The sequence below is a fragment of the Acinetobacter sp. YH12151 genome, from assembly GCF_013418355.1.
Lineage (GTDB): Bacteria > Pseudomonadota > Gammaproteobacteria > Pseudomonadales > Moraxellaceae > Acinetobacter > Acinetobacter pseudolwoffii.
On sequence record NZ_VPCG01000054.1, the window covers coordinates 1 to 13035 of the forward strand.

Consider the following 13035-nt stretch of genomic DNA (forward strand, 5'->3'; position numbering starts at 1 on the left):
TGTACACAGTGCACTGGGTTATGTATCGCCTTTTGAGTTTGAAGCAATGTACTATGATAAGATTAATCCGTTAGGTCAGGTGGCCTAACTTAAATAAAAAAGTCTCCGACAAACCCGGTACGGTTCAATTTCAGGTCGACCATATTTTTCAATAGCTTCATTTAATGTTTCTATGCAAAATGTAACCTCCATACTAATCGATACTCTATGCGCAAGTACCTTGCGGCTATGCCAATCAATCACAGCACATAAATAAACAAAGCCTTTTGCCATAGGGATATACGTTATATCCGTAGACCACACTTGATTACTGCGCTGAATAGCCAATCCTTTGAGCAGATATGGATATTTGCGGTGAGCTTGATTAGCCTGGCTTAAATTTGGTTTGCAATATAACGCATTAATGCCCATTTTCTTCATTAAAGTACGTGTATGACGTCGTCCTATATGATGTCCTTGACGATTCAACAAATCACGCATCATACGGCTACCTGCAAAAGGGTATTGCATATGTAACTCATCCATACACCGCATCAGCTTCAGATCTGATGCACTCACAGGTTTTGGGCGATAGTAATAACAACCACGGGAGACTTTCAGCAGCTGAGCTTGCTTAGATACTGAAATCTGAAGTGAGTCATCGATTAACTTTTGTGGTTGAAGCGGCCCAGTTTCTTCAACACACCTTCTAAAAAATCAATTTCTAATGCCTGCTCACCGATTTTTGCATGTAGTTTTTTTAGATCAATGGGTGGTTCTGTTGGAGCTTTTGATTGATCGAAAGCTTGCGAGGAAGCTGAAATCAGTTGATTTTTCCAGTCGATAATTTGGTTTTGATGAACATCAAATTCAGCACTCAATTCAGCAAGTGTTTTTTCTGCTTTAATCGCAGCAAGTGCTACCTTAGCTTTAAAATCATTTGAATGATTTCTTCTTGGTCTACGTGCCATAAAATACTCCATATATTGATGTTTATAACATCATTTGGGGAGCAAAATATCACTTATAAGTGTTGTTCAAATTTCCTGATCCACCTCTGATATCTATAATTTTAAATGCTCTAAGGTTGAAATAAAGTCGGTAAATTTCTCACCTTGAATCACGACATGTGCTTTCAGTAAAGCCTCGGCTTCTTGTTCATTGCCTGCAAAAATGGCCTCTAAGATTTCACTATGCTCTGTAAAGGAATGATTCATTCGATGGTTGACGCGGAGTTGTAGGCGACGGTACGGGTGCAAACGTTTGTGTAAAGTGCAGGCTTGTTCAATTAAAAAGGCATTATGACTAGCTTTATAAATGGCAAAGTGAAATAAACGGTTGGCCTCATAATAATTTTCTGAGTCGTTCTGATTTAAATAGTCCTGACATAACTGATGTAAGTGCTTTAATTCTTGCTTCTCTTCAGGTTGAATACGTCGTGCAGCCAGTCGTCCACACATGGCTTCTAATTCAGCCATCACTTCGAACATTTCACAAAGGGTGAGTGAGTTAATGGCTGGAATAATTGCGCCACGACGTGGGCGAATTTCAACCAAACCTTCAGCGGCCAATAGCTTTAATGCCTCACGGATCGGGGTGCGTGAGGCACCGTAGCGTTCACACAGCTCTTGTTCATCCAGCTTAGTCCCAGGCAGGAAAAAACCATAAATAATATCATCCTCTAACTTTTTACTAATTTGAATAGAAAGAGGAAGTTCCGCAATTGAAGTCATACATCACCAAAAAATTGTATACAATATATGTTTATTTGAGTACAAAGCATTGTACACTGGATACAGATAAGCTATAACTATACCAAATTATAAGTCAGATTATTAGAAGTGCTGCATGATCCAGGGAGGATTCAGCAATGATTATTTACGGAACAGCCATACTGGCAGTCTGCCATTTACTTGGTGTTTATCTAGGCAATGCCCTCGGGATTGCACTCGGTGTCCAAGCAAATGTAGGTGGTGTGGCAATCGCCATGATTTTATTAATTCTATCGAAAGAACTATTAGCTAAACGTGGACACTTACCTCAAGTGACTCAATTTGGTGTGCTGTACTGGTCAGGTATGTATATCCCGATTGTAGTTGCAATGTCGGCAGGCCAAAACGTAGTTGCTGCTATGTCAGGCGGGATGTTGGGCCTGATTGTTTCGGTTGCGTCTTTGATTGGCACCGTCTTGGTGATTCGTTGGTTGAATAAATCCAGTGGCGATTATGAAAGCTATGAATGGGCGGTAGAGCCGACTGAAAAAGCCACTTAAGGACAAGAGTGTTGTCATAACACGAAATAACAATCAGCTGTACGGTTGCAAGGAAGAAACGCAATGGAAGAAATAATTACGGTTTTTACCAAAAATGCCCTCGTCGCGGCGCTCGCAGTGACTGGTTTGATGATGTATGTATCGCATCTTTTGTCGAAATATCTCACCAAAGGCAAATTACAAAGCTCAGCCATCGCCATCACCATGGGGTTGGTCTTGGCCTATTTTGCAGGAATTTATACTCAAGGTGAAAAGGGCATTTCAGATATCGCCATTTTCTCAGGTTTTGCTTTACTCGGTGGCGCCATGATTCGTGACTTGGCCATTGCCTCAACGGCGTTTGAAGTTGATGTCAAAGAAGTGAAAAAAGCAGGAAAAGTGGGTTTGATCGCGCTTGGACTGGGCTGTGTAATTCCATTTTTGATTGGTGCACTGGTAGCATGGTTGATGGGCTATAAAGACCCCGTTTCAATGACTACAATTGGTGCAGGTGCAATGACTTATATCGTTGGACCAGTGACAGGTTCAGCCATTGGTGCGAGCTCAGAAGTGATTGCCTTATCAATTGCAATTGGTCTGATTAAAGCAGTATTTTTCATGGTGGGAACCCCTCTGTTTGCGAAATTCATGTATCTGAAAAGTCCACGTTCTGCCATGGTTTTTGGTGGAATGGCAGGATCGACCAGTGGTACAGCAGCAGGCTTGGCAGGAACCGATGTGCGTTTGGTGCCATATGGTGCATTGGTCGCAACTTTTTATACCGGTCTTGGTTGTTTACTTGGTCCGTCAGTTTTTTTTCTTACAATCAATGCCATCTTCGGCTAAGCACAGCATAAAGGTGACTCCATGAACCAAATGGTTAAGACGCGCTTATGGGATAAGCAGCGCACCCGTAGACAAGAAAAACTGAATCTTGCCAAAGAAAAAGGGTTTGTAAAACAAGTTGAGCATGCTCGGGTGATTGAACTTTTGGAAACCGTGATTTCCAGTAGTGATCGCGTTTGCTTAGAAGGTAATAATCAAAAGCAGGCTGATTTCCTGTCAAAGAGTTTAAGTCAATGTAATCCAGAGGTCATTCATGACTTACATATCGTGCAGTCGGTATTGGCTTTACCCAGTCATATTGATGTGTTTGAAAAGGGCATTGCCTCTAAAGTCGATTTTTCCTTCGCAGGTCCTCAAAGTCTGCGTCTAGCACAATTGGTACAGCAGCAAAAAATTAGTATTGGTTCAATCCATACTTATCTAGAGCTGTATGGACGTTACTTTATTGATCTGACACCAAATGTCTGTTTGATTACGGCACATGCGGCCGATCGTGAAGGTAACCTTTATACAGGTGCCAATACTGAAGATACACCTGCAATTATTGAAGCAACTGCATTTAAAAGCGGTATTGTGATTGTACAGGTGAACGAAATTGTAGATAAGTTACCGCGTGTCGATGTACCCGCTGACTGGGTCGATTTTTATATCGAAAGTCCTAAGTACAACTATATAGAACCGTTGTTCACACGCGACCCTGCACAAATTACCGAAGTACAAATCTTAATGGCAATGATGGTCATTAAGGGAATATATGCACCTTATAAAATTCAGCGATTAAATCATGGCATTGGTTTTGACACTGCTGCGATTGAATTACTACTACCTACCTATGCAGCATCCTTAGGATTAAAAGGACAGATCTGTACCAATTGGGCATTAAATCCACATCCGACTTTGATTCCAGCCATTGAAAGTGGATTTGTTGATTCGATTCATAGCTTCGGTTCTGAAGTGGGGATGGAAGACTATATTAAAGAACGTTCAGATGTTTTCTTTACAGGCAGTGATGGCAGCATGCGTTCCAATCGAGCCTTTAGCCAGACTGCAGGTCTATATGCCTGCGACTTATTTATTGGTTCAACTTTACAAATCGATTTACAAGGCAACAGTTCAACCGCAACAGTGGACCGAATTTCTGGTTTTGGCGGTGCACCAAATATGGGTTCTGATCCCCATGGGCGTCGTCATGCCAGTTATGCATATACCAAAGCTGGCCGTGAAGCGGTGGATGGCAAAATGATCAAAGGCCGTAAATTGGTAGTGCAGATGGTCGAAACCTACCGTGAACATATGCATCCTGTATTTGTAGAAGAGTTAGATGCGTGGCAGTTGCAGGAAAAAATGGAGAGCGAACTCCCGCCAATCATGATTTATGGCGAAGACGTAACCCATATTGTGACAGAAGAAGGCATTGCCAACTTACTGTTATGTCGCACACCTGAAGAACGTGAACAAGCGATTCGTGGTGTGGCAGGTTATACACCCGTAGGTATACAGCGTGATGAGGCCAAAGTGAAAGAGTTACGCCAGCGCGGCATTATTCAACATCCAGAAGATTTGGATATCGATCCAACACAGGTCAGTCGTGATTTGTTGGCGGCAAAATCGGTAAAAGATTTAGTTAAATGGTCGGGTGGTTTATATAGTCCCCCGAGTCGCTTTAGAAACTGGTGATCGACATGGAAAAGTTAAAATTTGAATTGCAATCAGCACCGTTAAGTGCTCAACAAGCAGCTGTCATTTGTGGTGTAGTAGGATCTGGAAATTTAGAAGTCTTAGTTTCACAGCATGATCAGGCGGATATTTGTCAGATTGAAGTCACTACATCAGCGGTCGGTTTTCAACATGTTTGGCAGTCAGTATTGAATGAGTTTGCACAACGTCATGCGGTGGCAGGGCTTAAATTTCAGTTAAATGATATGGGGGCGACTCCAGCGGTGGTAAACCTGCGCTTAAGCCAAGCAATATCTATGTTTAAGGGAGTATAGAACATGGATCAAGTAATGCTCAAAAACAGTTTTTATGAAAAAACTGCTCGTGCACGTATTCAAGCGGTCGTCGATGAACACAGTTTTAATGAAATATTAAAGCCTGCTGAAATTGAAGTTAGCCCACATCTCTCTGCTTTGGATATTCCGGGAAGTTTTGATGATGGCGTGATTATTGGTACAGCGCGTTTGAATGGAACACCAGTGCATATTATGGCTCAAGAAGGCCAGTTTATGGGCGGTGCTGTGGGTGAAATCCACGGGGCGAAAATTGTAGGCCTCTTACATAAAGCGATTCAAGATCAAACTCAAGCAGTCGTATTTTTTGTCGATTCAGGTGGTGTACGTCTGCATGAAGCTAATGCAGGTCTTATCGCTATTTCCGAAATTATGCGTGCGATGTTGCAGGTAAGAAATGCAGGTATTCCGATTATTACCGTGATTGGCGGCACCTGTGGCGCTTTCGGTGGTATGGGGATTAGCGCTTGTTTGAGCAGTACTATTATCATGACCGAAGAAGGGCGTTTGGCACTATCTGGCCCAGAAGTGATTGAAACGGTCAAAGGCGTAGAAGAGTTTGACTCGAAAGATCGTGCATTGGTTTGGCGTGTTACAGGCGGTAAACATCGTTATTTACTAAATCATGTACAGGCTTTGGTTGAGGATGATATTGCAGATATTCGTGATGCGATTTTAACGCAACTCGACGCTAAGGTAGCTCCTTTAGACTTAGAACAATTATTGAAGCAACAGCAACAGCTTGAGCACCAGTACCAACGCTGGTTTGGTAAAAATGATGGTTTACAAATCTGGCACGAGATGGGAATTTCACAGCCAGAAAAAATTCCGATGTTGTCTGCCCATGAAGTTGTGTTGTTAAAGCAAGGATGAGCTCATGAATACAGAAGTACTCTTACAACAATTATTTCCGCATCAGTTAGATTACCAGATCGAAGGTTATGTAATTAAAGGTAGTGCGCAGACGGATGCAGGTCCGGTGCGGATTCTCGGCACAGTCAATGCAGCACCCATTAATCAACAGATTGCCATGGAACTGGCAGGTGAAATCTTACAGCTGGTACAGCAGAAGCAACAGACACCTGTGGTGTTTGTTGTGGATACGCAAGGCCAAGACCTTTCTCGTGCAGATGAGTTACTCTGCTTAAACAGAACCTTTGCCCATTTGGCATCCTGTGTAGATTTACTACGTAGAAGTGGGCACGCCAACCTCGCGATTGTTTTTGGCCAAGCCGTAAGTGGTGGATTCCTTTCCTATGGCTTAATGGCGAACGAAGTCTATGCACTGAGTGATTCCCAAGTCAAAGTGATGGACCTAAACGCAATGGCAAGGGTGACAAAAATTCCCGCCGATAAGTTAAAAGAACTTTCACAAAGTTCAGCTATTTTTGCTCCCGGTGCGGAAAACTTTTACAAGATGGGTGCAATCAATGCCATTTGGCCAGATTTGGAGACCGATTGGGTTAGCCAAGTGCTGTTAAATCAACAACAACATATTGAATCTTATCTTGTGGACCAGCGTCGTATAGTTGGGCAACAGCGTCAAGGACGCGTGTTGTGTAATCACATAATCGAGAAAGTCGTTCATAGTTAAGGAAAGCAGATATGGATCGTCATGACTTCGCTTATCTGCGTGATTCAGCCACTTTACAATTTTTGGATGTTTCTTTACCTGAAACAGTGAAACTGAAAGTGTCTCAATTGCTGAGCCAAAATGTTCCAATGACTGTTTGCCGGCAGGAAGGGCTGGATGCGGGACAGGTGAAGTTGGCGATCAACTGTTTGGTGGAAGGTTATAAATATCGTGTGGCCTGTTGGGTCGCAGAATACAATATTGAACAGATCACTCGACCGCTTTCCCTACGGGCCTTGTTAAAAGCTGACTTACAGATCTTCCAGCGTGAGATCCTAAGTGATTTTGCAGACAAGCTAGAACAACGAGGCTGTGAAGTATATGTCTATGGCTCTTATGCCTACCAAGCTCTTACGCGGGAGGCCTATGTCAGACCGGTTTCAGATTTAGATATGCTGTTATATCCACAGCATCAAAATGATGTGCCGGAAATTTTACAGTTAATACAGCAAGTCCAGACACAGAGTTCAGTTCATTTAGACGGCGAGATTCAAATCCATCCAGACTGGCATGTGTCTTTTAATGAGTTAATTACAGTTTTTCCTGCAATGAAACAGCAAGTGATTGTAAAAGGAATTCAGCGTGTGGATATGCTGAGATTAGAACAACTATTTGAAGGGAATCTTGAATATGCACATGCTAGCATCAGGTGAAGTTTTACGTCCGAATATTATCAGTACTGCTGAACGCTTAGACCATCTGGCTTGTATGGCACTATTGGATGAAGCTAGCTTAGAACATAAGCCCGGTTTGGTTTGTCCAAGTTCGCAGGGCAGTCATAGTGATATGGACTTTAGCTTATTCCAATCCAGTGTCGATGCTTTACAAGGCTATTTTCAGGCGCAATGTTTAAATGGCTATCGCAATGTTGAATTAGAAAAGATTCGGCAGTGTGGCATTTTAGCTGAACAAAAAATGATGAGTGCAACAAGACAGATTAATACGCATAAAGGTGCGATTTTTAATTTGGGTTTTGCCAGTGCTGCAGCAGGACAGTGTTTAGCAGCCAACAGTCAGTTAAACGCAGGCTCAATCAGTCAAAAAATTCAAAATACTTGGCGTCATGATCTATTAAATCATTTGCAACGTGACCCGAATAGTCATGGACAAAGTATGCGTCGCCAATATGGCATCACAGGCGCGATTGAAGAAGTAGCTTCAGGTTTCAAAACAGTGATGGAGGTTGCTCTACCAGCATATATCGACATTTATGCCAAAACAGCCAATATCCAACAGGCTTCAATTCAAAGCCTATTCAGCCTTATGGCCTATGTACAAGATACCAATATTGTTTGGCGCGGCGGTTTATCGGCCTTATATCTTGTGCAGGATATAGCAAAACAGTTTTTAGCAAGGGGTGGTGTACTACAACAGCACTGGGTAAAAGATGTGTCTAAAATAGAGAATTATTTTGTTCAACATCGTTTAAGTCCAGGTGGTAGTGCAGATTTATTGGGAGTAACTTTGTTCTTGCTAAAGGTAGAAAATGAATTTCGCAATCATATTTAGTGGTCAAGGACTTCAGAACTTAGAGCATGTGCATGAGCTCCGAAGCATGGCGAAAGAACTGCAAGTAGTAGATGAATTAAAACTGTATTTGCCGAAGCTATTTTGTTCAGATTTGACCGAAGTTGATCTGTATCCGAATGAGTTCGCGCAGCCTTTTATTTTTGCTTTGCAATGGTGTCGTTGGCAAAAGTTAAAACCTGAGATTGAGGACCTTATGAGCTTCTCAGGTTATTCACTCGGAGAGTTAAGTGCACTCATTTGTGCAACGCAGATAAGTTTGGAACAAGGCTTGTATTTAGCCCAGCAGCGTGCCTCGTTGATGTCTTCAGCTGCCCAGGACGCAAGTGGCTTAATGGCTGTCCAGGGAATTAATTTCAATACGCTTCAAGAGTTGTTGACAGAAACGTCAACCGCACTTTCTATTAAACTGAGTGATAGTAGTTTTGTCGTGGGCGGGGCTGATACGAATTTACAGCAGCTGGCTCAGCAACTCGAATTGCGAGGAACACGTTTTGTTAAACGGTTGAATGTTACCATTGCATCGCATACCGTATGGATGGATGCTGCAGTTCAGCCGTATCAGCAGGTTTTACAGCAACAAGACTTTGCTCATTTATGCACGGCCATGATCAGCGGTTCGGGTGGACATAAGTTTTTTAAGACCACAGATGCAGTTAATGCGCTGATTCACCAAATGAATCATGCTATTGACTGGGATGCCTGTTTAACAGTAATACAAGAAAACCAGCCTGATGTAGTATTAGAAATTGGGCCGGGCAGTGCCTTGAGTAAAATGCTATTAGAACGCAATCCAAATTGTCTCGTGCGTGCAGTGGATGATTTTAAAAGTTGGTATGGGTTCCAGGTATGGTTAGACAAACAGTCCAGGATGTAATTTAGAAAATGTGAAGATTAATTATGGATAGGTCTTTGTCTTGCAAATATATTTGAAATATTTATTTGGCCAAATCCTTAATTTAAATTCAAAATTACTTGATAGGGTTTAAATCCTTCGATTACTGCATCCGAAACCAATTGAATAAAAGCTTCGGTCTTCCCATATGCCATCCACTGATCCAAAGCCTCATAGTAAGCCAAGCGATTTTCTACAGTGATAACACAAGGCGGATAGCCAGCTTTTAATAATTCAAGATTCATCAATAGACGTGATGTACACCCATTGCCATCAATGAATGGATGAATGCCAACAAAATCAGCATGTACTTTGGCTGCACGTTCAATTGGATGCAGCTTATGCGCTTCACTATTATACCAGTCTACTAATTGAGTCATCTTGTCATTTAATAATGTGTAATCAGGCGGGGTAGACGTAGCACCTGATATCAGAACGTTTTGCTGACGATAACGTCCAGCATTATCATCAATATTCTTTAAGATAAGCTGATGGATATTACGAATTTGCCACTCAGAAAAAGGCTCCTCTTTCCGAATGATATCTTCAACATAGTAAATTGCATTTCTATGGTTGATCGCTTCGAAGTGTTCTCTTAATGCCTTTCCACCAACAGTAATTCCTTCGAGTACTACTTTTGTTTCTAGCAGGGTGAGGGTATTACCTTCAATTGCATTTGAATGATAGGTCCAACGGACAATAAGATCTTCTTGTAAATTTTTTACAATTGATGGAGAAAGAGGGCGATGTTGATCTAATTTTTTCTTTAAATCATCAATAGTTTCAAACATTACCTTATCCCTGAATTTGTCTTAGTCGATAATACATGAAAAAAGAAATATCAGAAATGTAGTGATATATCATTACATTTTATTGATTATAAAAGTAGTAATTGGAAGGCTTCCAGTATTCTAGACACAAGACAGCCTTATTTCGAAGATACATTCTTGTTCATTTCACCCATACATCTATGGCATGTTGTAGATGACTAGTTTTGACATAAAGCGTTGCACCTGATGGACCTGCCTGAAATTTAGCAGCACTATTGAGGGGAAGACGGACCCACGAACCTGCTGGATATATTTCAGTGCCGCAAAATAATTGACCTTTAATAATGAACAATTCAATCCCTTGTTCTGATTTCTCTACGAAAATTTGATCAGGTTCTAGCTTTTCTAAATAGGTCTGCTCATGTTCAGATTGAAATAGCGGGCATATCATCCGACGTTGGGTAAGCTTCCAATTCGCTAAGTCATTGGTGTTAATCCGGGTTGGTTCTCTCTCATGTTCAGTCATTTGCATCAGTTTCACAAAGATTAAACAACCTGCTTTACTGGAAACCCGATGAGTTGAATGATGGGGGTTACGTAAATACCAGCCTGCCGGATAATCATCTTCAGCATTCTCGGTAAAAATGCCTGACAATATGAGGACTTCTTCACCCAAAGGATGTTGATGTTCAGGAAAGGCAGATTCTGGTGCGTATTTCACAAGACTAGTTGCACGTGCTTTCTCATCGCCAATACGATCAAGCATCATTCTATCGACTTCACCTCCTGGAGATTTTACCCAATGGTAATCCTCTGGCTTGATGATGACGGGTTGTGAGAAGTCGGTATGAATAAACATAATGTTGTCCTGTAATGAAGAAACCTACGTATTTTAACGAGAATGCACAGGTTTATTTTAAAAGAAATAGCGATTAGTGAGCTCACTGTTTCAGAAAAGATAAGCATGTTGATAGCAGATATTACTCACTAAGCTATGAAATATTAATATTTTAGAGTTTAATCAACTGTGCTTTGTTTTTACATCAATGAGGAATGGCATGAAATATCAACCGCCTTATACGATCACCTCTAAAATTATTCACTTGATTGCACAAATTAGTGAATCAATAGGGCGTTTGACTGCATTAACTCAAATCCAAGATAGCCTTAAATTGCGAAAAGCCAATCGTATTCGAACGATTCAAGGGTCTTTAGCGATAGAAGGAAATACCTTGAGTACAGAGCAAATCACAGCGATCCTGAATGGCAAGACCATTATCGCTCCACCTAAAGAAGTTCAAGAGGTACGTAATGCCCTAAAGGCATATGAAGAAATTCAAGATTGGAATCCTGATCAAGAATCGCATTTGCTGAAAGCACATCAAATATTGATGACAGGACTGATTGATGAAATTGGACAGTATCGTCATGGCGGTGTTGGTGTGATGTCAGGGGATCGAGTCGTGCATATGGCTCCGCCTGCAAATCAAGTCCAGCGTTTAATGAGAGAGTTATTACAGTGGTTGGCTGAAGGTAATGAGCACCCATTAATTCAGAGTTCAGTATTTCATTATGAATTTGAGTTTATACATCCATTTGCTGATGGCAATGGGCGGATGGGGCGTTTATGGCAAACTTTAATCTTAAGCCAGTGGAATCCTATTTTTCTCAACATCCCTGTAGAAAGCTTGATTTATCAAAACCAAAAAGCTTATTACGATGCATTGCAAGCGAGCACAGATCGTTCAGATTCTGCACCTTTTATTGAATTTATTTTGCAGATGATTCTAGATGCAATACTTAGTTCTGATGCCAGCGATCAAGATACCGCTCAAGCTAGCGTACAAGTTAGCGATCAAGTTAAACGTCTCATCCAGAATATGGAGCAGAAAGAATATAGCTTAACTGAGCTTATGGCTCTATTGGACTTGTCCCATCGAGCCACATTCCAAAAAAATTATTTAACTCCAGCATTAGAAGCAGGTGTGATTGAACGTACCCTTCCTGATAAGCCTAAGAGTCCTAAGCAAAAGTACAAATTAAAAAATTGAACTGTACTGGAGTTGATGTGATTATTAATATAATAATGAGCTAATTGAAATGTTATAACATTGCATTTATTTCTAGGTGTAATTTGCTGCTATAATGCCGTACGCCACTTCAAATCCGAATTCAGGATTTGAACAATATTTTAAAGTGATTCAATGCACTAAATCTAATTTGGGTCAAAATTGGGTCAATGAATTTTTTTATTCAATAAAAGAGCTTTAAAATGAATGGGTTAGGTTTTGAGTTCAATTGACGCCACCTCCACCAAATTTATAAATTCACATGACGTTATATAATGACTTATGAATTGGAAAGCCCAGATCTATAAAGGATTCAGGGCTTTTTTACGGGTACTTATAACGAATTATAAATATCTACAGCATTGCTTATCATGTATCACACTTTGTGTCATTCAATAATTATTGAAACCGCAGTGATACAAAAATGAAAAGATCCGATATTAAAAAGTGGCCGCTATCAGATACCATATTAGCTAATCTGGAACCTGAATCAAAAGAGTATCGGGAGCTGGACGGCGAAGGCTTATATTCCCGTGTAAAGCCTGATAGTAAAAAAGCGTGGTTATTCAGATACAAGAAGGCAAATGGCAAATGGTCGCGGCTTGGCATCGGTACGTATCCTGAATTGTCGGGAGCTGGCGCACGTAAAAAGGCCAGAGAAATCATTAAGGATATTTCACACGGCGATAATCCAATCATCACCAAGCAAGAACGTAAACGGCAAGAACTAGAACAGCACAATGCCACCTTTGAAGTTCTGGCCCGTGAATGGTTAGACACCAAAGCGAATACTTGGGTGCAGGACACGATGACCAGAAATAAAAGTGCATTGGAAAAACATGTATTTTCTGTTTTTGGCAAACGCTTGTACACCAGCATAAAACCGATTGAATGGATGAATCATTTAAAAGGTATTCAGCAGAAGCAGGATATATAGGACTTACGCACTATTATTTATAGATTCTCTGTGGTAGCAGATGATTTTTATCGAGAATAAAGTCATCAATGAAGTTTTTGATAACTGGTCTAAATAATTTCTTCTGCCAACGATATACA

The 13035-nt window shown here is 41.0% G+C and carries 13 protein-coding genes and 3 pseudogenes; 11 read left to right on the top strand and 5 right to left on the bottom strand.

From position 1 onward, the window contains the following. Nucleotides 1-126: 126 nt before the first annotated feature. Together FTU82_RS13985 and FTU82_RS13990 are read right to left on the bottom strand one after the other, a co-directional pair. Nucleotides 127-962: pseudogene (locus FTU82_RS13985) on the bottom strand (IS3 family transposase); the annotation flags it as partial. A gap of 81 nt (nucleotides 963-1043) precedes the next feature. Continuing rightward, a complete protein-coding gene (locus tag FTU82_RS13990) occupies nucleotides 1044-1712 on the bottom strand; it encodes a GntR family transcriptional regulator (RefSeq protein ID WP_100328880.1) in 669 nt (222 codons plus the stop codon). Between the two features lie 137 nt (nucleotides 1713-1849). Here FTU82_RS13990 and madL point away from each other — a divergent pair, with 137 nt between their 5' ends. From madL to FTU82_RS14035, 9 genes are all read left to right on the top strand, one after another. Then, nucleotides 1850-2251 carry a malonate transporter subunit MadL gene (gene madL / locus FTU82_RS13995; protein ID WP_074383153.1) on the top strand — a complete coding sequence of 134 codons (402 nt, stop codon included), beginning with the start codon at nucleotides 1850-1852 and terminating at the stop codon, nucleotides 2249-2251. A 63-nt stretch (nucleotides 2252-2314) separates the two neighbouring features. Next, nucleotides 2315-3076, top strand: coding sequence for a malonate transporter subunit MadM (gene madM, locus FTU82_RS14000; protein WP_005107671.1), 762 nt, complete (start codon nucleotides 2315-2317; stop codon nucleotides 3074-3076). A 21-nt stretch (nucleotides 3077-3097) separates the two neighbouring features. After that, a complete protein-coding gene (mdcA, locus tag FTU82_RS14005; RefSeq protein WP_074383152.1) occupies nucleotides 3098-4753 on the top strand; it encodes a malonate decarboxylase subunit alpha in 1656 nt (551 codons plus the stop codon). A 5-nt stretch (nucleotides 4754-4758) separates the two neighbouring features. Next, complete coding sequence (gene mdcC / locus FTU82_RS14010) at nucleotides 4759-5067, top strand: malonate decarboxylase acyl carrier protein (RefSeq protein ID WP_005107668.1); 309 nt, start codon at nucleotides 4759-4761, stop codon at nucleotides 5065-5067. Between the two features lie 3 nt (nucleotides 5068-5070). Beyond that, nucleotides 5071-5958 carry a biotin-independent malonate decarboxylase subunit beta gene (locus tag FTU82_RS14015; protein ID WP_074383151.1) on the top strand — a complete coding sequence of 296 codons (888 nt, stop codon included), beginning with the start codon at nucleotides 5071-5073 and terminating at the stop codon, nucleotides 5956-5958. A gap of 4 nt (nucleotides 5959-5962) precedes the next feature. Next, entirely contained in the window at nucleotides 5963-6679 is a 717-nt protein-coding gene (gene mdcE, locus FTU82_RS14020; protein ID WP_074383150.1) for a biotin-independent malonate decarboxylase subunit gamma, read from the top strand. A gap of 11 nt (nucleotides 6680-6690) precedes the next feature. Beyond that, nucleotides 6691-7371, top strand: a complete 681-nt coding sequence (gene mdcG / locus FTU82_RS14025) for a malonate decarboxylase holo-[acyl-carrier-protein] synthase (RefSeq protein WP_074383149.1) — start codon at nucleotides 6691-6693, stop codon at nucleotides 7369-7371. Beyond that, nucleotides 7349-8227, top strand: a complete 879-nt coding sequence (mdcB, locus tag FTU82_RS14030) for a triphosphoribosyl-dephospho-CoA synthase MdcB (RefSeq protein ID WP_074383148.1) — start codon at nucleotides 7349-7351, stop codon at nucleotides 8225-8227. The genes mdcG and mdcB overlap by 23 nt, the downstream gene beginning before the upstream one ends. Nucleotides 8228-8273: 46 nt before the next feature. Further along, nucleotides 8274-9122, top strand: a complete 849-nt coding sequence (locus FTU82_RS14035) for an acyltransferase domain-containing protein (RefSeq protein ID WP_257222001.1) — start codon at nucleotides 8274-8276, stop codon at nucleotides 9120-9122. 77 nt (nucleotides 9123-9199) lie between these two features. Here FTU82_RS14035 and FTU82_RS14040 read toward each other — a convergent pair whose 3' ends face one another. Continuing rightward, a complete protein-coding gene (locus FTU82_RS14040; RefSeq protein ID WP_180101493.1) occupies nucleotides 9200-9931 on the bottom strand; it encodes a Fic family protein in 732 nt (243 codons plus the stop codon). 160 nt (nucleotides 9932-10091) lie between these two features. Then, complete coding sequence (locus FTU82_RS14045) at nucleotides 10092-10769, bottom strand: cupin domain-containing protein (RefSeq protein ID WP_180101495.1); 678 nt, start codon at nucleotides 10767-10769, stop codon at nucleotides 10092-10094. Between the two features lie 199 nt (nucleotides 10770-10968). Between FTU82_RS14045 and FTU82_RS14050 the strand changes: the two genes are divergently transcribed. Together FTU82_RS14050 and FTU82_RS14055 are read left to right on the top strand one after the other, a co-directional pair. Then, entirely contained in the window at nucleotides 10969-11961 is a 993-nt protein-coding gene (locus FTU82_RS14050; protein WP_129716578.1) for a Fic family protein, read from the top strand. Nucleotides 11962-12403: 442 nt separating this feature from the next. Further along, nucleotides 12404-12913 (top strand): annotated as a pseudogene (locus FTU82_RS14055) (tyrosine-type recombinase/integrase); the annotation flags it as partial. Nucleotides 12914-12929: 16 nt separating this feature from the next. Here FTU82_RS14055 and FTU82_RS14060 read toward each other — a convergent pair. Further along, nucleotides 12930-13035 (bottom strand): annotated as a pseudogene (locus FTU82_RS14060) (IS701 family transposase); the annotation flags it as partial.